18 protein-coding genes are annotated in these 18,784 nt (G+C 59.8%); 11 read left to right on the top strand and 7 right to left on the bottom strand.

The window, feature by feature from the left end; translation table 11 throughout:
* Positions 1–80: 80 nt before the first annotated feature.
* The 3 genes from ACIP66_RS22980 to ACIP66_RS22970 form a co-directional block, all read right to left on the bottom strand.
* Positions 81–401, bottom strand: a complete 321-nt coding sequence (locus ACIP66_RS22980; RefSeq protein WP_171057234.1) for a DUF2388 domain-containing protein — start codon at positions 399–401, stop codon at positions 81–83.
* Positions 402–466: 65 nt separating this feature from the next.
* On the bottom strand, positions 467–2,251 hold the full coding sequence (locus ACIP66_RS22975) for a GspE/PulE family protein (protein WP_053124863.1): 1,785 nt from the start codon (positions 2,249–2,251) through the stop codon (positions 467–469).
* A gap of 92 nt (positions 2,252–2,343) precedes the next feature.
* Entirely contained in the window at positions 2,344–2,682 is a 339-nt protein-coding gene (locus tag ACIP66_RS22970) for a hypothetical protein (protein WP_400651143.1), read from the bottom strand.
* Between the two features lie 126 nt (positions 2,683–2,808).
* Between ACIP66_RS22970 and ACIP66_RS22965 the strand changes: the two genes are divergently transcribed.
* Positions 2,809–3,273, top strand: a complete 465-nt coding sequence (locus ACIP66_RS22965) for an Lrp/AsnC family transcriptional regulator (RefSeq protein WP_016983809.1) — start codon at positions 2,809–2,811, stop codon at positions 3,271–3,273.
* Positions 3,274–3,414: 141 nt separating this feature from the next.
* Here the strand turns inward: ACIP66_RS22965 and ACIP66_RS22960 are convergent, their stop codons facing one another.
* Positions 3,415–4,785, bottom strand: a complete 1,371-nt coding sequence (locus ACIP66_RS22960) for an inorganic triphosphatase (RefSeq protein ID WP_400651140.1) — start codon at positions 4,783–4,785, stop codon at positions 3,415–3,417.
* A 155-nt stretch (positions 4,786–4,940) separates the two neighbouring features.
* Between ACIP66_RS22960 and argE the strand changes: the two genes are divergently transcribed.
* Positions 4,941–6,086: an acetylornithine deacetylase gene (argE, locus tag ACIP66_RS22955; protein ID WP_282356564.1), complete on the top strand. Its 1,146-nt coding sequence runs from the start codon at positions 4,941–4,943 to the stop codon at positions 6,084–6,086.
* 238 nt (positions 6,087–6,324) lie between these two features.
* Positions 6,325–7,623, top strand: coding sequence for an amino-acid N-acetyltransferase (gene argA, locus ACIP66_RS22950; protein ID WP_053124855.1), 1,299 nt, complete (start codon positions 6,325–6,327; stop codon positions 7,621–7,623).
* Positions 7,624–7,746: 123 nt separating this feature from the next.
* Here argA and tauA read toward each other — a convergent pair whose 3' ends face one another.
* Positions 7,747–8,733: a taurine ABC transporter substrate-binding protein gene (gene tauA / locus ACIP66_RS22945; RefSeq protein ID WP_400651136.1), complete on the bottom strand. Its 987-nt coding sequence runs from the start codon at positions 8,731–8,733 to the stop codon at positions 7,747–7,749.
* Positions 8,734–9,101: 368 nt separating this feature from the next.
* Between tauA and ACIP66_RS22940 the strand changes: the two genes are divergently transcribed.
* The 8 genes from ACIP66_RS22940 (at position 9,102) to ACIP66_RS22905 (ending at position 16,431) form a co-directional block, all read left to right on the top strand.
* Positions 9,102–10,475: an OprD family porin gene (locus tag ACIP66_RS22940; protein WP_400651133.1), complete on the top strand. Its 1,374-nt coding sequence runs from the start codon at positions 9,102–9,104 to the stop codon at positions 10,473–10,475.
* A gap of 294 nt (positions 10,476–10,769) precedes the next feature.
* Positions 10,770–11,408, top strand: coding sequence for a peroxiredoxin (locus ACIP66_RS22935; protein ID WP_400651131.1), 639 nt, complete (start codon positions 10,770–10,772; stop codon positions 11,406–11,408).
* A 283-nt stretch (positions 11,409–11,691) separates the two neighbouring features.
* The gene (ssuE, locus tag ACIP66_RS22930) at positions 11,692–12,285 is read left to right on the top strand and encodes an NADPH-dependent FMN reductase (protein WP_008085340.1); all 594 of its coding nucleotides are present in this window, start codon (positions 11,692–11,694) and stop codon (positions 12,283–12,285) included.
* 90 nt (positions 12,286–12,375) lie between these two features.
* The gene (locus ACIP66_RS22925; protein ID WP_053124845.1) at positions 12,376–13,341 is read left to right on the top strand and encodes a sulfonate ABC transporter substrate-binding protein; all 966 of its coding nucleotides are present in this window, start codon (positions 12,376–12,378) and stop codon (positions 13,339–13,341) included.
* A 25-nt stretch (positions 13,342–13,366) separates the two neighbouring features.
* Positions 13,367–14,515 (top strand): FMNH2-dependent alkanesulfonate monooxygenase, encoded by a 1,149-nt coding sequence (ssuD, locus tag ACIP66_RS22920; protein WP_008085337.1) that lies wholly within the window; start codon positions 13,367–13,369, stop codon positions 14,513–14,515.
* An 8-nt stretch (positions 14,516–14,523) separates the two neighbouring features.
* Complete coding sequence (gene ssuC / locus ACIP66_RS22915; protein WP_003229260.1) at positions 14,524–15,306, top strand: aliphatic sulfonate ABC transporter permease SsuC; 783 nt, start codon at positions 14,524–14,526, stop codon at positions 15,304–15,306.
* The gene (gene ssuB, locus ACIP66_RS22910) at positions 15,303–16,109 is read left to right on the top strand and encodes an aliphatic sulfonates ABC transporter ATP-binding protein (RefSeq protein ID WP_400651126.1); all 807 of its coding nucleotides are present in this window, start codon (positions 15,303–15,305) and stop codon (positions 16,107–16,109) included. Before ssuC ends, ssuB begins: the two co-directional genes overlap by 4 nt.
* A gap of 106 nt (positions 16,110–16,215) precedes the next feature.
* Positions 16,216–16,431: a molybdopterin-binding protein gene (locus tag ACIP66_RS22905; protein WP_003229256.1), complete on the top strand. Its 216-nt coding sequence runs from the start codon at positions 16,216–16,218 to the stop codon at positions 16,429–16,431.
* Between the two features lie 160 nt (positions 16,432–16,591).
* On the opposite strand, the gene ACIP66_RS22900 is transcribed toward ACIP66_RS22905, so the two are convergent.
* A complete protein-coding gene (locus tag ACIP66_RS22900; protein ID WP_159811925.1) occupies positions 16,592–17,218 on the bottom strand; it encodes a TetR/AcrR family transcriptional regulator in 627 nt (208 codons plus the stop codon).
* A gap of 262 nt (positions 17,219–17,480) precedes the next feature.
* Positions 17,481–18,784 (bottom strand): glutamine synthetase family protein (locus ACIP66_RS22895; RefSeq protein WP_400651123.1); only part of this gene is annotated, 1,304 nt, incomplete at its 5' end.

The following is an 18,784-nucleotide window of genomic DNA, read 5'->3' as shown; positions in this document are numbered from 1 at the left end:
ATCGCAGCCTTCGGCAGCTCCTACTTTGGAATGCATTTCCCTGTAGGAGCTGCCGCAGGCTGCGATCTTTTGTTTTTGAGTTACTCGGAAGCCACGGCGTTCTTGGCCAGAATCGCATTCGCCAGTTCCATGTCCGTGGCCTGCAGGCCCGGGTTGTCGGCGCGTACTTTCTGCATCGCGGCTTCCAGGTATGGCCCGCGAATGCCGCCGTCGCTGGCGACGAAGCTGCCGGCATCGTCCTGTGCGGCGATGATCAGTTTGTGATCCTTGAAGGTCAGGTAGGTCGAACCGGTGGTCGCACCGGACGAAATGACGTTACGCCAAAAGCTGTCCGCCATGGCCGAACCAACGGGAAGGGACAGCAGGGCCAAGGTGGCGACAGCAAGTTTGAGACGCATGATGAGGTGACTCCTGGGGGTTAACTAGGGCGTTGGATTGCCAAGCCCCGATCCAGTTCCCTATGGGCCTACTTGAGCTCACTTTGCGGCGTGACCCGCAACACTTCCTCAATCGTGGTCAGCCCCGCCGCGACTTTCTGCGCGCCGGACAGACGCAAGCTGCGCATGCCTTCCTTGAACGCCTGACGTCGAATCGCCGCCAGATCGGTGTCCGGGGTGATAAACGTTTTGAGGCTGTCGCTCAGTTGCATGATTTCGTAAACCCCGGCGCGGCCGTGATAACCGGTGTCGCGGCACTCCACACAACCGATCGCCCGTTGCGCATTGCCCGGCAGCGGCGCTTGCCACGGGCGGGTCAGGGTTTGCCAGTCTTCTTCCTCCAGCGTCTGCGGTGCCTTGCAGTGCGGGCACAGCGTGCGCACCAGACGCTGGGCCATAACGCCGAGCACGGTGGCTTTGATCAGATAATGCGGCACGCCGAGTTCGAGCAGACGGCTGATCGCGCTGGGTGCGTCGTTGGTGTGCAACGTCGACAGCACCAAGTGCCCGGTGAGCGCTGCCTGAATCGCCATTTCGGCGGTTTCCAGATCGCGGATCTCGCCGATCATGATGATGTCCGGGTCTTGCCGCATCAGTGCACGCACCCCGGCGGCGAAGCTCAGGTCGATGTTGTGCTGCACCTGCATCTGGTTGAACGCCGGCTCGACCATTTCGATCGGGTCTTCGATGGTGCAGAGGTTCACTTCCGGCGTCGCCAGTTTTTTCAGCGTGGTGTACAGCGTTGTGGTCTTGCCCGAACCTGTCGGCCCGGTGACCAGGATGATGCCGTTGGGCTGGCGGGTCATGTCCTGCCAGCGCCGCAGATCGTCGGCGCTGAAACCCAGTTGATCGAAATCCTTGAGCAGCACTTCCGGATCAAAAATCCGCATGACCATTTTCTCGCCGAACGCTGTGGGCAGCGTCGACAGGCGTAACTCAACTTCGCCGCCCTCCGGGGTCTTGGTCTTGACCCGGCCGTCCTGCGGTTTGCGTTTTTCGGCGACGTTCATCCGCCCGAGGCTTTTCAGGCGACTGACGATCGCCATGGTCACCTGCGGCGGAAATTGATAGACATTGTGCAGCACGCCGTCGATGCGAAAGCGCACGGTGCCTTGTTCCCTTCGCGGTTCGATGTGGATATCGCTGGCGCGTTGCTGGAAGGCGTACTGGAACAGCCAGTCGACAATGTTGACGATGTGCGCGTCGTTGGCGTCCGGCTCCTGATCGCTGGCGCCGAGGTTGAGCAGTTGTTCGAAGTTGCCGAGGTTGCCGCTCTGCGCATCGGCATTGCTGGCGCCGCTGACCGATTTTGCCAGCCGGAAAAACTCGACGCTGAAGCGCTGGATGTCCGCCGGGTTGGCCACCACTCGTTTGATCGGCAGTTTCAGCACGTGAGTCAGATCGGCTTCCCAACCAGTCACGTAAGGCTGGGCGCTGGCCACAGTCACCGCATCACGGTCGACCGCTACGGCGAGAATCTTGTGCCGTTGCGCGAAGGCGTAAGACATCAAGGGCGTGATCGCTGCGACGTTGATCTTCAGCGGATCGATGCGCAAATACGCCTGGCCGGCCTGTTGCGCCAGCCACAAAGTCAGGCTTTCCAGGTCGAGGTGTTTGCCCGGACGGCTGAGGTCGTCGAGTTGCTGGCTGGCGATAAATTCCAGCGGGTGCATCTGGCCATTTGCGGCGTGACGGCGGCGCGCATTCAGCGCCTGCTCCGCCGCGTCCTGGCAAATAAAGCCTTGGGCGACCAGTTCACGCAGCACATCATTGAGTTCCAGCCAGCGGTCCTGAGTGGCGAATTGAACGGACATGCGGGCTTCCTTTTAAACGACAGTGCGCAAAAGGATAGTCGCGGCCGGGCAGACCGTTGGGCCACTACCCGACGAAGCCGTTGCCGGATTTGTCAGCCGGCCGCTTGTGCAGGCGCATCCCAAGCGTTGTCGGCGTTTTGCAGATCCACTGAGCAGACGCTGATCAGGTTACGAAGTTTTTCCGCGATCAGTTGCGCGCGATGCCAGCTGAGTCCGCCCATGACAATGTCGATCGACATTAGATCGTCCATGCGCTGCACGTTGACCTGTTCGGGCGTGAGGAATTGCAGGGCGAACAGATTCAGCACCCGCACCAGCAAATCCGGCTCGGCTTCGGCGAGGATTTGATATTGCGCCAGGCAATGGGCGTTGCTGACGTTCCAGACGTCGGCGCGGGTGGGCGTGGTGGTGACGGCTTCGAGGTGCGGCATGACGAGTCTCCAAATTCTCTGGAGGAATTTTTACATTCGGTGCGGGGTATTTCTTGGCTATGATCGGCGATATTGGCGATTGATCGAATGGATCAATTCGCAAGACTGTTGATTAGAGGTTTTTCTATGCACAGTGAGCTGGACAGCTACGACCGCAAGATTCTCGCCCTGCTGCAAGAGGACGCTTCACTGTCGAGCGCGCAGATCGCCGAGCAGGTCGGCCTCTCGCAATCGCCGTGCTGGCGGCGGATTCAGCGGATGAAGGAGGAGGGCATCATTCGTGGCCAAGTGACCTTGCTTGATCGCAAGAAGATTGGCCTGAACACGCAGATCTTTGCCGAGATCAAACTCAACGCGCACGGGCGTTCGAACTTCACCGAATTCACCGAAGCGATTCGCGGCTTTCCGGAGGTGCTGGAGTGTTATGTGCTGATGGGCGCGGTGGATTTTTTGTTGCGGATCGTCGCGGCGGACATTGAGGCGTATGAGCGGTTCTTCTTCGAGAAGTTGTCGCTGGTGCCGGGGATTCAGGAAGTGAATTCGATTGTGGCGCTGTCGGAGATCAAATCCACCACCAGCCTCCCGGTTTGACCCTGATCGTTCCCACTGATCGTTCCCACGCTCTGCGTGGGAACGCCTCAATGGACGCTCTGCGTCCGCTTTGGGACGCGGAGCGTCCCGGGCTGCATTCCCACGCGGAGCGTGGGAACGATCACCATCATCACAGGGGTGTTACATGCGCAGCAGCATTTTCCACGCACGATTCTGGTAAACCGCAATCGCCTGCTGCTTGCGTGCATCAAGCAGTTCGTCAGTGATCGTCGGCTCGTTGGCCAGTTGTGCCAGTTTGTTCAGTTCGCCGTACAGGCGATCCATTTCCGGGATCTCCAGCACGTTGCGTGCGTGGTGCAGCCAGACCTGAATGCGCTCGATACGCGGCAGTTGCTCAGCCAGATCTTCCGGCTGCTGCTGATAACGCTGCAATTGCAGGGCGGTCGCTTCTTCACCCAAGGTGCGCGGCAACCAACTGTGCAACTGCGCGCCGCCCTGACGATTACCACGCACGTTACGCTCGGCGGTCCAGGTGCGAGCCAGCAACCAGCGCGAAGTGTTCAGCGAGAACAGGCCCCAACGCGGGTCTTCGAGTTCTTCGAGGAACTGCTCCGGCGCGGCTTTGCGCACGTCTTCGTCTTCGACACCGGCCTGCACCAGCGGGCGCCAGTCTTCCAGCAACGCATCCAGCGCAACGCGCAAGTCGTGGGTCGACTGACGCGGCGCGGCCTGGCCGAGGCTGCTGAGCAGGGCGCGCATTTCCGCGAGGTTCTCGACCCAGTCGAGCAACAGGCGCCAATGGCCGTTGAAACGGTACTGTTCAGCCAGACGCTGGCTGCTGCCGAGCAAGTGCCAGCTCAGCGCGGCAAAGGCGTCGTCGAGCTGGGTTTCCGGGGTCAGCTCTGGCGCCGGCAGGCTCAGCGAGTAGCTGTTGGCGTCGTACAGACGATAACCGCGCTCAGCCTTGCTGATATCGCACGGCATCAGCGCGAGGGTAGCGGCCAGTTCAGCGGCCAGTTCCAGCAGCGCAGCAGGCTCGCCTTCGCGCAGTTCCAGTTCCAGCTCGCAGATTTCTTCTTTCTGCTTGCCGACTACAACGTGACCGAGATCCAGCGCGGCTTCGATAACCACTTTGCTCTTGCCACGGCCCCAGGCGATTTCGGCGCGTTCGCGGACGAAATCGGTGGTGAAGATCGGCTTGAGGGTTTTCTTGTCCAGCTCGGCCAGCGACTCGGGCCAGCATTCGCCGTCGAGTTTCTTCACGTCGAGTTTGGCTTTCGGCAACTTCCAGTCGTATTCATTACGCTCGGACAGACCGGCGACGCTCTGGCCACGGGTCTTGAGGGTCTGAATCACTTCGTCACCGTCCTTGCGCAGGCGCAGGGCAACTTTGGCCTGAGCCAGATCGCGCTCGGGGGTGTCGAAGTACTGGTTCATCAACTCACGGCGTTCCCAGCCACTTTTGTTGCGTTTTTTCAGTAACGGGTGCTCGCGCAGGGCAGCGAGGGTTTCGCGGCTGACGCGGAGTTTGATTTCGGTTTCTTTCTGCATGGCCGGAAAATCCAGGATCGGGAGCGCAGCCGGGGAATATGTGGCTGCCAAGGCCGTGCAGTGTACAGGACTGATTCGTCCTACGCCCTGCGGCGGTTTATTCCTGACGCCGGATGGTTCTATGATGGACTTCAAATCGGGAGTTGGAGTCAGCGATGCCTTTGCCGTCCATGCAAGACCAGTTCGCTGCGCTGATCGCCGCGCCGTCGGTCAGCTGTACCCAACCGAACCTTGATCAGTCCAACCGCGCGGTGATCGATTTGCTCGCCGGCTGGCTGGGTGATCTGGGTTTCAGCTGCGATATCCAGCAAGTCAGCCCCGGCAAATTCAACCTGCTCGCCAGTTTCGGCAGCGGCCCCGGCGGGCTGGTGCTGGCCGGGCACAGCGACACGGTGCCGTACGACGATGCGTTGTGGCAGACCGATCCGCTGAAATTGACCGAAGTCGATGGCCGCTGGGTCGGCCTCGGCAGTTGCGACATGAAGGGCTTTTTCGCGCTGATCATCGAAGCGGTGTTGCCGCTGCTCGATCAACCGTTCAAGCAACCGCTGTTGATCCTCGCCACCTGCGATGAAGAAAGCTCGATGTCCGGCGCCCGCGCGCTGGCCGAGGCCGGGCGTCCGCTGGGGCGTGCGGCGGTGATCGGCGAGCCGACCGGGCTCAAGCCGATCCGCATGCACAAAGGCATCATGATGGAGCGCATCGACATACTCGGGCAGAGCGGCCATTCGTCGGATCCGCGCCTGGGCCACAGCGCTCTTGAGGCGATGCACGATGCGATCGGCGAACTGCGCGGTCTGCGCCTGTTGTGGCAGCGTGAATTCAACAACCCGCAGTTCAGCGTGCCGCAGCCGACGATGAACTTCGGTTGCATTCATGGTGGCGATAATCCCAACCGGATTTGCGGCCAGTGTTCGCTGGAGTTCGACCTGCGGCCGCTGCCGGGCATGGATCCGAAGGTGCTGCGCGCGGAGATTCTGCGCAAGCTGAACCCGGTGGCCGAGCGGCATCAGGTGAAGATCGATTACAAACCGTTGTTCCCGGAAGTTCCGCCGTTCGAGCAGGATGCAGACGCCGAACTGGTGCGCATCGCCGAAAAGCTCACCGGTCATAGCGCCGAAGCAGTAGCGTTCGGCACCGAAGCGCCTTATCTTCAGCGCCTCGGCTGCGAAACCATCGTCCTCGGTCCCGGCGACATCGCCTGCGCGCATCAGCCCGGCGAGTACCTTGAAATGTCACGTTTGCAGCCTACCGTGCATCTATTACGGCAACTGATTGAACATTACTGCCTGAAGAATTGAACGCCTCCCTTGTAGGAGCTGCCGAAGGCTGCGATCTTTTGATGTTGGTTTCAAGATCAAAAGATCGCAGCCTGCGGCAGCTCCTACAGGGGGAGGTCGTTAAATTTGTGGGAATTGAACCCGTATTCATGAGGAGAGCGCGCGTGTCGCCAAGCCTGTTCCGACGATAACCATCAGCCCGCTGTGCGTTTTCCGTTTCGCCCTTTTTCCGGCTGCTATTTATTACAGGCCCAGGTTCATGCCCGAATACGTTAATTGGCTTCGTCACGCGTCCCCTTACATCAATGCCCACCGCGACTGCACCTTCGTCGTCATGCTGCCCGGTGACGGCGTGGAGCATCCGAACTTCGGCAACATCGTCCACGACTTGGTCTTGCTGCACAGCCTTGGCGTGCGGCTGGTGCTGGTGCACGGTTCGCGCCCGCAGATTGAAACCCGCCTCGCCGCGCGCGGCCTGACCCCGCATTACCATCACGGCATGCGCATCACCGATGCCGCGACGCTGGAGTGTGTGATCGACGCGGTCGGTCAGTTGCGCATTGCCATCGAAGCGCGGCTGTCGATGGACATGGCCTCGTCGCCGATGCAGGGCTCGCGTCTGCGCGTGGCCAGCGGCAACCTCGTTACCGCGCGGCCAATCGGCGTGCTTGAGGGCGTCGACTATCACCACACCGGCGAAGTGCGCCGGGTCGACCGCAAGGGTATCAATCGCCTGCTCGATGAGCGTTCGATTGTGCTGCTGTCGCCGCTGGGCTACTCGCCGACCGGTGAAATCTTCAACCTCGCCTGCGAAGACGTCGCTACCCGCGCCGCCATTGATCTGGGTGCAGATAAGCTGCTGCTGTTCGGCGCTGACCTCGGCCTGATCGACGAAAACGGCAAACTGGTGCGCGAACTGCGCCCGCAACAAGTGCCGGCGCATTTGCAGCGTCTCGGCAGCAACTATCAGGCGGAACTGCTCGATGCCGCTGCCGAAGCGTGCCGTGGCGGTGTCGCGCGTAGCCATATCGTCAGTTACGTCGAAGACGGTGCGCTGCTGACCGAGCTGTTTACCCGTGACGGTGGCGGTACGCTGGTCGCGCAAGAGCAATTCGAGTTGGTACGCGAAGCGGCGATTGAAGACGTCGGCGGTTTGCTCGACTTGATCAGTCCGCTGGAAGAGCAGGGGATTCTGGTGCGTCGTTCGCGCGAAGTGCTGGAACGCGAAATCGAGCAGTTCAGCGTGGTCGAACGTGAAGGCATGATCATCGCCTGTGCGGCGCTGTATCAGATTGCCGAATCGGACGCCGGTGAGCTGGCGTGCCTGGCAGTGAACCCGGAATATCGCCACGGTCGTCGCGGCGATGAATTGCTGGAGCGCATCGAGACACGTGCGCGGGCGCAGGGCTTGAAAACGTTGTTCGTACTTACCACGCGCACCGCGCACTGGTTCCGCGAACGTGGCTTCGAGCCAAGCAGCGTTGAGCGCCTGCCAGCGGCACGGGCGTCGCTGTACAACTACCAGCGCAACTCGAAGATCTTCGAAAAAACCCTCTGACCCGGTTCATCGATCGTTCCCACGCTCTGCGTGGGAATGCCTCAACGGACGCTCCGCGTTCGCGTTTGATGGGACGCGGAGCGTCCCGGGATGCATTCCCACGCGGAGCGTGGGAACGATCAATTACTCGGTGATGAACTTCGCGCTCACGTACGGCGAATAATCCGGCAGCACCGTCTCAACCTTGCCCTGTTCCTTCAAAAACTTCGCCGTCTCGCCAATCGCCTTCGCCGTGCCGCCGTCCAGCAGCGCCGTGGTCTGTTGTGCCTTGGCATCCGGGAATGTGGAGCCGGCGAGCAATTCCGGCACGTCGGCGGCATTGGCACCGGTCAGTTTGGCGATTTTCTGTACAGGCACCGAGTCAGCCGTCCAGCTGTCTTTGTGCGCCGCGTAATCAGCAAACGAGTCCAGCGTGACCTTGGCGAATTTGGCCACGACGTCCGGGTGCTTCTCGGCAAAGTCCTTGCGTGCGACCCACACTTCAAAGGTCGGCGCGCCCCACTGGCCAACTTGCGCAGCATCGGTCAAGGTCTTGCCGGTCTTGCGGATTTCACCCAGCGCCGGCGACCAGACAAACGCGCCATCAATATCGCCACGCTTCCACGCCGCGGCGATTTCTGCCGGTTGCAGGTTCACCACTTTGACTTTCGAAGCGTCCAGACCCCAATGCTTCAGGGCACCGAGCAGGCTGTAATGCGAGGTGGAAACGAACGGTGTGGCGATGGTCTTGCCGACCAGATCCTGCGGAGAATTGATGCCGCTGCCATTGCGCACCACCAGTGCTTCGGCGGCGTTGATCTGCGCCGAAACAATGAACGCCACGATCGGCAGATTACGCGAGGCCGCCGCCGCCAACGGGCTGGAACCGAGGTTGCCGATCTGCACGTCGCCCGAAGCAATGGCTGTCACAACTTCCGGGCCGCTGTTAAAACGACGCCAGTCGATCTTCTCGCCGATGGTTTTCTCGTAGACACCGTCAGCCTGCGGGACTTTGCTCGGGTCGATGCCGGTTTGGTAGCCAACGGTGAGGTTGGCTGCCTGTGCGGAAAAAGAAAATATCGCCGATACACAAACTGTAACAAATTGACTCGATAGTGCCCGTTTAGCCATGATGGCGTCGCCTTTTGGATAGGGTTTGACGTGATTTGAATACGCCAAAGCTAATCGATCTAAAAAAAGGCTAACAAATACCATTTAGGAATGAGCTTAGTAGCCGATATCCTGTATCCCGTTGCAGGTGGCCATTACTGGGCCATATTCCCGAATGGTATTAAAAAGAATGAAATAATTCTTTTTGGGGTTAACAGGAAATCAGTACTGTGCACGGACTCAAATAACTGCGATTAGACCTTGGTCGTAGACACACGAGGTTACGATTGACTTGTCAGTCACGGTCTGGCGCTAATCGCGCATCTTAGGATCCAGGGCATCAGACCCCGGGCCAGGAACACAAAAATTAGAAACGAGAGGAGCTATACATGAACAAGTCCACCTTGGCCCTGGCTGTGGCCGTAGGGGTTATGGCGCAGCAGGCAGGCGCCGCCGGTTTCATCGAAGACAGCAAGGCCACACTGGGGCTGCGTAACTTCTACATCAACACTGATAACCGTGACAGCGCTGCTGGTACTCCCGCCAACAAAGCGGCCGGTGTTCAGAGCAAGAACGAAGAGTGGGGCCAAGGCTTCGATCTGCGTTTCATCTCCGGTTACACCCAAGGCACCGTCGGCTTCGGTATCGACGCCATCGGCCTGCTGGGCATCAAGCTGGATTCGGGCGGCGGCACTAACGGCGCTACTGCTACCTCTTACGGCGGCACTGTGTTCCCGAGCAAGTCCAACGGCGAAGCGGTTGATAACTACTCGAGCCTGGGCCTGACTGCCAAAGCCAAGATCTCCCAGACCGAACTGAAATTGGGCACCCTGCAGCCAAAACTGCCGGTCATCGTGACCAACGACGGTCGTCTGCTGCCACAAACCTGGCAGGGTGGCCAGATCACTTCCGGCGACATCAAAGACCTGACCCTGGTCGGTGGTCAGATCGAAGCTGTGAAAGGTCGTAACTCCAGCAACAACGAGCAACTGTCGATTGGTGGCGCTAACAGCCCAACCGTCAGCGGTCGCGACAGCAACAAGTTCATCTACGCCGGTGGTGACTACAAAATCACCAAAGACCTGACTGCCCAGTACTACTACGGCAACCTGGAAGATTTCTACAAGCAACACTTCCTGGGTCTGGTTCACAACTGGGCAATCGGCCCGGGCGTGTTGAAGTCCGATCTGCGTTACTTCAACAGCTCCGATGACGGTGCCAACGGCGACACGCCTGCTTACTACAGCACCGGTAGCTACGCTGGTTTCGCCAACGGTCGCGGTAAAGTCGACAACAACCTGTACAGCGGCTTGTTCCTGTACACCGTTGCCGGTCACACCTTCGGTGGTGGCTATCAGGTCAGCAACGGCAGCAGCGACTTCCCGTGGCTGAACCAAGGCGACGGTTCGTCGAACTACACCATCACCGACATGCAAATCCAGAAGTTCGGCCGTGCCGGCGAGCGCACCTGGCAAGCACGCTACTCCTATGACTTCGCCAAAGTGGGCGTGCCTGGCTTGACCGCTGGCATGGTTTACCTGCGTGGCGACAACATCGATACCTACAACGCCAATCGCGTTCAAACCTCGAACGGCGCTTCCGAGTGGGAACGCGATTTGACCGTAGCGTACGTGATCCCGGAAGGCCCGTTGAAGAACGTGGGCTTCATGTGGAAAAACGCTTCGTGGCGCAACGACATCGCCAGTCAGCGCGACCAGGACGAAAACCGTCTGATCCTCAGCTACTCGCTGCCGCTGCTGTAATAGCGTTTTCAAGTATCTGAAGTAAAAAAGCCCCGTCCGGCATCGCGCCGGACGGGGCTTTTGCGTTTTCGAGTCAGGCCCACCCCCGTAAGCCCTCCCCGAATTTCCCTCTTTACTGCAACTCAAGGCCTTCTCGAACCTTGCGACCGATGTTCGTCGGGATGCCGTTCAGCGTCCAGTGAACAGATGTTTAATATTCACTTATGATCTAGATATCTGATTATTTATTCTTTTTCATCATGGCAAATCCCGAGCTACAGTTGAGGTCTCCAACAACTCATCAGGAGCAGCACCATGAGCCTCAGACTCGGCGACATCGCCCCCGACTTCGAACAGGATTCCAGTGCCGGCAAGATTCGTTTTCACGAGTGGCTGGGCAATAGCTGGGGCGTGCTGTTCTCCCACCCGGCGGACTTCACCCCGGTGTGCACCACCGAGCTGGGCTTCACCGCCAAACTCAAGGATGAATTCAGCAAGCGCGGCGTCAAAGCCATCGCGCTGTCGGTCGACCCGGTGGACTCGCACCACAAGTGGATCGAAGACATCAACGAAACCCAGAACACCATCGTCAACTTCCCGATCCTGGCTGATGCTGATCGCAAGGTTTCCGATCTGTACGATCTGATCCACCCGAACGCCAACGACACGTTGACCGTGCGTTCGCTGTTCGTGATCGATCCGAACAAAAAGATTCGCCTGACCATCACCTACCCGGCGAGCACCGGGCGCAACTTCCACGAGATTCTGCGGGTGATCGATTCGCTGCAACTCACCGACAACTACAAAGTGGCCACGCCGGCCAACTGGCAGGACGGTGATGAGGTGGTGATCGTGCCTTCGTTGAAGGACGAGGAAGAGATCAAGCAGCGCTTTCCGAAGGGCTATCGGGCGGTGAAGCCTTATCTGCGCCTGACGCCACAGCCGAATCGTTAAGATCAAAAGATCGCAGCCTGCGGCAGCTCCTACAGGAGTACGCCGCTCCCTGTAGGAGCTGCCGAAGGCTGCGATCTTTTCGAGGCATCCACAAAGCAGGGGATTTCAGGCCGTTTCGACGGCCTTTTTTTTCGCCCGAAACAAAGCAATCCGCATATCTCCAAAACGCATAACCAAATGAATAAATATGATTTATGGATATATAAATCAGCTGGTAAGGTCACTCCCATCGAAGCGAGATCGCAACCCGCGAATCGCCTGTAACGCTTAAGGAATCGTCTCAATGCTGGTTGTCTCACTCGGTGGCAGTCCCAGCCTGCGCTCCCGTTCCGGGGTGCTGCTGGAGCGCTCGCAACGTTGGTTGCAGCAGCAAGGCGTGGAAGTGGTGAGTTATCAGATTCGGGATTTCCCGGCCGAAGATTTGCTCCATGCCCGCTTCGACAGCCCGAAGGTGCTCGACCTGCTGCAACAGATTGAAAACGCCGACGGCCTGCTGATCGCCACACCGGTTTACAAAGCGTCTTTTTCTGGCGCGTTGAAGACGCTGCTGGATCTGCTCCCTGAGCGTGCCCTGAATCACAAGATTGTTTTGCCGATGGCCACCGGCGGCAGCATCGCCCACATGTTGGTGGTCGATTACGCGCTCAAGCCTGTGTTGTCAGCGCTGAAAGCCCAGGAAATGCTCCAGGGGATTTTCGCCGAGGACAGCCAGATCGCTTACGGCGAAGGCAGTGCCGCAGCACAACTGGCACCGGCGCTGGAGCAGCGTCTGCATGAAGCGCTGGATCAGTTTGTCGGCGCCATGGCCCGCCGGCCGAAACCGCTGGAACCGGGCCTGTTGAACGAACGTTTGTTGAGTGCTCGCTGGAGCATTTAAGCCTCACCCGCATTTGATGTACTTCACCTTACTCAGCCGCTAACGGCCAAGCAGGTGCAGCCAAAACCCAACAGCAAAAAGGAGAGCGCTATGCGCACTGTATTTTTGCGTCGTGGTCTGGTCGCTCTGTTTGCTGCGGCTGTCACCTTCGGCGCCATTACTCAAGCTCAAGCCGAGACACTTCGGATCGGTTATCAGAAGTACGGCACGCTAGTGCTGCTCAAAGCCAAAGGCACGCTGGAAAAACGTCTGGCCGCCCAAGGCGTCGACGTGCAATGGACTGAGTTCCCCGGCGGCCCGCAGTTGCTGGAAGGTCTGAACGTCGGCTCGATCGACTTCGGTGTCACTGGCGAAACCCCACCGGTGTTCGCTCAGGCTGCTGGCGCTGATCTGCTCTACGTTGCCTACGAACCGCCAGCGCCCAACAGCGAAGCGATCCTTGTGCCGAAAGACTCGCCGATCAAATCGGTGGCCGATCTCAAGGGCAAGAAAGTCGTGCTGAACAAAGGCTCCAACGTCCACTACCTGCTGGTGCGTGCGCTGGAAGACGCCGGTCTCAAATACACCGACATTCAAACCGTTTTCCTGCCGCCGGCCGACGCCCGCGCTGCGTTCGAACGTGGCAGCGTTGACGCTTGGGTCATCTGGGATCCGTACCAGGCTGCCGCCGAGAAACAACTGCAGGCGCACACCCTGCGTGACGGCAAAGGCATCGTCGACAACCACCAGTTCTATCTCGCCACCAAGCCTTACGCACAGAAAAATCCTGAGGTGATCAAAGCCCTCGTTGAGGAAGTGCGCGCCGTTGGTGAGTGGTCGAAAGCCAACCCTGAAGACGTGACTCAACAAGTCGCGCCACTGCTCGGCCTGCCGGCGGACATCACCCTGACCTCGGTGAAACGCCAGGGCTACGGCGCGCTGTTCCTGACCCCGGAAGTGGTCGCCGCGCAACAGAAAATCGCTGACACGTTCTACCAGCTCAAGCTGATTCCCAAGCCGCTGAGCATCAAGGATGTGATCTGGACACCACCGGCCGCTGTGGCCAAAGCGCTGTAATTCGAATCCCCAAGGAGACCACTCCATGAGCCTCAATATCTTCTGGTTCCTGCCTACCCACGGTGACGGCCATTACCTTGGCACCGCCGAAGGCGCTCGCGCCGTCGACCACGGTTATCTGCAACAGGTCGCGCAAGCCGCGGATCGTCTGGGTTTCGGCGGCGTGCTGATTCCGACCGGCCGCTCTTGCGAAGACTCGTGGCTGGTGGCGGCGTCGCTGATCCCGGTGACCCAGCGTCTGAAGTTTCTTGTTGCGCTGCGCCCCGGGATCATTTCCCCGACGGTCGCGGCGCGGCAGGCAGCGACACTGGATCGTCTGTCCGGCGGCCGTGCGCTGTTCAACCTGGTAACCGGTGGTGACCCAGAAGAATTGGCTGGCGACGGTCTGTTCCTCAGCCACGAAGAACGCTATCAAGCCTCGGTGGAATTCACCCGCATCTGGCGCCGAGTGCTGGAAGGCGAAACCGTTGATTACGACGGCGAGCACATCAGCGTGAAAGGCGCGAAGCTGCTCTATCCGCCGATCCAGCAACCACGTCCGCCGCTGTACTTCGGTGGTTCTTCGGAAGCCGCGCAAGATCTGGCCGCCGAACAAGTGGAAATGGTGCTGACCTGGGGCGAGCCGCCAGCAGCCGTCGCCGAGAAGATTGCCCAAGTTCGCGCCAAAGCCGCCAAACTCGGCCGCACCGTACGCTTCGGCATTCGTCTGCACGTGATCGTCCGTGAAACCAACGCAGAAGCGTGGCAAGCGGCGGATCGTTTGATTTCGCACCTGGACGACGACACCATCGCTCGCGCTCAAGCGTCGCTGGCGCGGTTCGATTCGGTCGGCCAGCAGCGCATGGCCGCACTGCACGGTGGCAGCCGCGACAACCTCGAAGTCAGCCCGAACCTGTGGGCCGGTGTCGGTCTGGTGCGCGGCGGTGCCGGTACGGCGCTGGTTGGCGATGGCCCGACCGTGGCCGCGCGCGTGAAGGAATACGCCGATCTCGGCATCGACACCTTTATCTTCTCCGGTTATCCACACCTCGAAGAGTCGTATCGCGTCGCTGAACTGCTGTTCCCGCACCTCGACATCGAGCGTCCGGAACTGCCGAAAAGCGCCGGTTACGTCAGCCCGTTCGGCGAGATGGTCGCCAACGACATTCTTCCCAAAGCCGCGTCGCAGAGCTGAGGCGCGCCATGAAGAAAATCATCCACAGCCTCGCGCCCTGGGCGTTGCCGGTGTTGTTGCTGGCGGTGTGGCAGTTGTCGGTGTCGGCCGGTTGGTTGTCGACACGGATTCTGCCGGCACCGGTGGCGGTGATCGAAGCCGGCGTGAGCCTGGTGCGCAGCGGCGAAATCTGGACGCATCTGGCGATCAGCGGCTGGCGTGCGGCGCTTGGTTTCACCATCGGCGGCAGCATCGGTCTGGTCCTGGGTTTCATCACCGGCCTGTCGAAATGGGGCGAACGCCTGCTCGACAGCTCGGTACAGATGATCCGCAACGTGCCGCACCTGGCGCTGATTCCGCTGGTGATCCTGTGGTTCGGCATCGACGAGTCGGCGAAGATTTTTCTGGTGGCGCTGGGCACGTTGTTCCCGATCTACCTCAACACTTATCACGGCATCCGCAATGTCGACCCGGCGCTGGTAGAGATGGCGCGCAGTTATGGCTTGAGCGGTTTCAGCCTGTTCTGGCAGGTGATTCTGCCGGGCGCGCTGCCTTCGATTCTGGTCGGTGTGCGCTTTGCTCTGGGCTTTATGTGGCTGACGCTGATCGTCGCTGAAACCATTTCCGCCAGCTCCGGCATCGGCTATCTGGCGATGAACGCCCGGGAGTTTTTGCAGACCGACGTGGTGGTGCTGGCGATCCTGCTTTACGCGGTGCTCGGCAAACTCGCCGACCTCGCCGCCCGTGGACTTGAGCGTGTGTGGTTGCGCTGGCACCCGGCCTATCAGGTTGCCAAAGGAGGTGCAGCATGACCGCTCAACAACCTCCACGCCTGCTGCGCGGGATTCCGCTGGCAGTGCGCAACCTGCAGAAAACCTTCGGTTCGCGGCAGGTGCTGCGTGACATCGATCTGCATATTCCGGCGGGGCAATTCGTCGCGGTGGTCGGGCGCAGTGGCTGCGGCAAAAGTACTTTGCTGCGCTTGCTCGCCGGCCTCGATCAACCGACTGGCGGTGACTTGCTCGCCGGATCTGCGCCGCTGAGCGATGCGCGGGAAGACACCCGATTGATGTTCCAGGAAGCGCGTCTGCTGCCGTGGAAAAAGATCATCGACAACGTTGGGCTCGGCCTTAAAGGCAACTGGCGTCCGCAGGCATTGGAGGCGCTGGAAGCGGTAGGTCTGGCCGATCGCGCCAATGAATGGCCGGCAGCTTTGTCTGGCGGACAGAAGCAGCGCGTCGCACTGGCCCGGGCGCTGATCCATCAGCCACGGCTGCTGCTGCTCGACGAACCGCTCGGCGCACTGGACGCGCTGACCCGCATTGAAATGCAGCAACTGATCGAACGTCTCTGGCAGCAACACGGCTTCACGGTGCTGCTGGTGACCCACGACGTCAGCGAAGCGGTGGCGATTGCCGACCGGGTGATTCTGATCGAGGACGGCGAAGTCGGCCTCGACCTGCACGTCGAACTGCCGCGCCCACGGGTACGCGGTTCGCACCGACTGGCCGCGCTGGAAACCGAAGTGCTCAACCGAGTTTTGTCCCTGCCCGGCGAACCGCCGGCGCCGGAACCTGTTTCACCACTGCCTACGCAATTGCGTTGGGCGCAATGAAGCAGCTGCGAGCTTCAAGCTACAAGTTACAAGTAGACGCGCTGTGCTTTTGCTTGCCGCTTGAAGCTTGCCACTTGCCGCTTATTTCGACCTCAGGAGAAATATCATGACTATTAAAGCCATCAACGTGCGCAACCAGTTCAAAGGCTCGATCAAGGAAATCGTCCTCGGCGACGTGCTGTCGGAAATCGACGTGCAAACCGCTTCGGGCATCGTCACTTCGGTGATCACCACCCGTTCGGTCAAGGAGCTGGAACTGGTGGTGGGCAGCGAAGTGATCGCCTTTGTGAAATCCACCGAGGTGTCGATCGCCAAGTTGTAAGCCAGTGAGTAAAAAACAACCCCGGAGGGCGTGAGCCCTTCGGGGTTTTTTGTGATCGTTCCTACGCTCCGCGTGGGAATGCCTCTAGGGACGCTCCGCGTCCAGTGACGCGGAGCGTCACGGGCTGCATTCCCACGCAGAGCGTGGGAACGATCATGGCTCAGCGCTTGGGCAGATACGGCGGCAAATACAGCCCAATGTAAGCATCAAACACGCGCATCCCTTCCTCGGCCATGCGTGGTGTGATCTGCCCATGCTGCTGCACCGAGCGCGCATACACCCGGTCGCCCAACTCCATCGCCAAGGCAAACACATCAACATCCTCCGGCAGCCTCGGCAACTCGAAGTGGTGATTGAACAGCTTGTGCATCAGGTCGCCCAGCTCAATGTCGTGCTGCCGGTCAGCCTGGGTCACTTCGGTCAAACCATGCTGAGCGAGAATCAACTGGCGTGCGGCGGCGTCTTCGTCGTAGATCTCCAGCATCCGTTGCTCGACCAACCGCGACAGATCGCGCCAGTCGCGCAGCGCTTCGTGATCGATCGGCGCTTGCAGGCAGGCGCGAAATGCCGCATGAACATCCGCCGTCAGCGCTTCGAGCAAGGCCGGTACGCTGGCGAAAAAGTGGTACACGGAGGAGGGCGGAATCTGCGCACGTTCGGCGACGCTGTAGATCGACAGACTCGCCACACCCTCGGCAGCCAGCAGCGTGCGCGCGGCGTCGAGTATCGAATCGATGCGCGCCTGGCTGCGGGCGCGGGGTTTGCGAACGGGGGCGGGACGCGTCATGAAAGTCTCCTGCGGGGCAGCGGGCATTGTACGAGCCGGGTTCCGTGTTGTCTGCCAGTACGCCTTCGGGAGCAAGCCCCCTCCCACAATGGATCTCCAGTGAGATGAAATTTTGTGTACACAGGCGGATCCCTGTGGGAGGGGGCTTGCTCCCGAACCGCCGAAGGCGGCCATCCACCCCATTAACAGGGATGTGTATTCGGCCATAAAAAAACGCCGTAGGCTGCGAGAGCCGACGGCGTTTTATCTGGTAGCAATCCGCTTAAACGGTATGCAGATACCAGTTGTACTCAAGGTCGGAGATGGAGTGTTCGAACTCCTCCAGCTCGCTTTCCTTGCAGGCGACGAAGATATCGATGTACTTCGGATCGATGTACTTGGCCATCACCTCGCTGTCGTCCAGCTCGCGCAGGGCATCGCGCAAGTTGTTCGGCAGGCTTTGTTCGTTCTGCTCGTAGCTGTTGCCTTCGACAGGCGCGCCCGGCTCGATCTTGTTGGTCAGACCGTGGTGCACGCCGGCCAGTACCGAAGCCATCAGCAGGTACGGGTTGGCGTCGGCGCCGGCCACGCGGTGTTCGATACGCACGGCATCGGACGAGCCGGTCGGTACGCGAATCGCCACGGTGCGGTTGTCCAGACCCCAGCACGGCGAGTTCGGCACGTAGAACTGTGCGCCGAAACGACGGTAGGAGTTGACGTTCGGGCAGAGGAAAGCCATCTGCGCGGGCAGGGTCTCGAGCACACCGCCGATCGCGTGACGCAGCGCGGCGTTCTGCTCGGGATCCTCGCTGGCAAAAATGTTTTTGCCTTCTTTATCCAGAATCGAAATGTGGACGTGCAGACCATTACCGGCCTGGCCCGGGTACGGCTTGGCCATGAAGGTGGTGTCCATTTCATGGTCGTAAGCGATGTTCTTGATCAGACGCTTGAGCAGTACCGCGTAGTCGCAGGCCTTGATCGGGTCGGCGACGTGGTGCAGGTTCACTTCGAACTGCGCCGGGGCACTTTCCTTAACGATGGCGTCGGCCGGGATGCCTTGCTCTTTCGCGCCTTCCAGAATGTCCTGGAGGCAGTCGACGTATTCGTCGAGGTCGTCGATCAGGTAGACCTGAGTCGAGTGCGGACGTTTACCGGAGATCGGCGAGCGTGGCGGCTGTGGACGGCCGTTCACGTTCTCCTGGTCGATCAGGTAGAACTCGAGTTCGAATGCGGCGCAGATGGTCAGACCCAGCTCGTCAAACTTTGCAACAACTTGACGGAGCACTTCGCGCGGATCGGCGAAGAAAGGATCGCCTTCGAGTTCGTGCATGGTCATCAACAGTTGCGCGGTTGGGCGCTTCTGCCATGGCTCGTTGCACAGAGTATCGGGGATTGGATAGCAGATTCGATCGGCGTCGCCGATGTCCAGACCCAGGCCGGTGCTTTCCACCGTGGAGCCGTTGATGTCCAGAGCAAATAGAGAGGCCGGCAGGTTGATGCCTTTCTCGTAAACCTTGTGGAGACTGGTGCGTTCAATGCGCTTGCCGCGCACCACACCATTCATATCCGCAATCAGAAGGTCAACGT

Origin of the sequence: Pseudomonas sp. NPDC088429, assembly GCF_044753305.1 — a bacterium.
GTDB classification, from domain to species: Bacteria; Pseudomonadota; Gammaproteobacteria; order Pseudomonadales; family Pseudomonadaceae; genus Aquipseudomonas; species Aquipseudomonas rustica.
This window is presented reverse-complemented; position numbering and strand designations above follow the sequence as displayed.

Bases quoted from the DNA above. Each gene is read 5' to 3' on its own strand.
- ACIP66_RS22975 (WP_053124863.1), bottom strand. From the start codon at position 2,251: ATGTCCGTTCAATTCGCCACTCAGGACCGCTGGCTGGAACTCAATGAT.
- ACIP66_RS22970 (WP_400651143.1), bottom strand. From the start codon at position 2,682: ATGCCGCACCTCGAAGCCGTCACCACCACGCCCACCCGCGCCGACGTC.
- ACIP66_RS22965 (WP_016983809.1), top strand. From the start codon at position 2,809: ATGCACAGTGAGCTGGACAGCTACGACCGCAAGATTCTCGCCCTGCTG.
- ACIP66_RS22960 (WP_400651140.1), bottom strand. From the start codon at position 4,785: ATGCAGAAAGAAACCGAAATCAAACTCCGCGTCAGCCGCGAAACCCTC.
- argE (WP_282356564.1), top strand. From the start codon at position 4,941: ATGCCTTTGCCGTCCATGCAAGACCAGTTCGCTGCGCTGATCGCCGCG.
- argA (WP_053124855.1), top strand. From the start codon at position 6,325: ATGCCCGAATACGTTAATTGGCTTCGTCACGCGTCCCCTTACATCAAT.
- tauA (WP_400651136.1), bottom strand. From the start codon at position 8,733: ATGGCTAAACGGGCACTATCGAGTCAATTTGTTACAGTTTGTGTATCG.
- ACIP66_RS22940 (WP_400651133.1), top strand. From the start codon at position 9,102: ATGAACAAGTCCACCTTGGCCCTGGCTGTGGCCGTAGGGGTTATGGCG.
- ACIP66_RS22935 (WP_400651131.1), top strand. From the start codon at position 10,770: ATGAGCCTCAGACTCGGCGACATCGCCCCCGACTTCGAACAGGATTCC.
- ssuE (WP_008085340.1), top strand. From the start codon at position 11,692: ATGCTGGTTGTCTCACTCGGTGGCAGTCCCAGCCTGCGCTCCCGTTCC.
- ACIP66_RS22925 (WP_053124845.1), top strand. From the start codon at position 12,376: ATGCGCACTGTATTTTTGCGTCGTGGTCTGGTCGCTCTGTTTGCTGCG.
- ssuD (WP_008085337.1), top strand. From the start codon at position 13,367: ATGAGCCTCAATATCTTCTGGTTCCTGCCTACCCACGGTGACGGCCAT.
- ssuC (WP_003229260.1), top strand. From the start codon at position 14,524: ATGAAGAAAATCATCCACAGCCTCGCGCCCTGGGCGTTGCCGGTGTTG.
- ssuB (WP_400651126.1), top strand. From the start codon at position 15,303: ATGACCGCTCAACAACCTCCACGCCTGCTGCGCGGGATTCCGCTGGCA.
- ACIP66_RS22905 (WP_003229256.1), top strand. From the start codon at position 16,216: ATGACTATTAAAGCCATCAACGTGCGCAACCAGTTCAAAGGCTCGATC.
- ACIP66_RS22900 (WP_159811925.1), bottom strand. From the start codon at position 17,218: ATGACGCGTCCCGCCCCCGTTCGCAAACCCCGCGCCCGCAGCCAGGCG.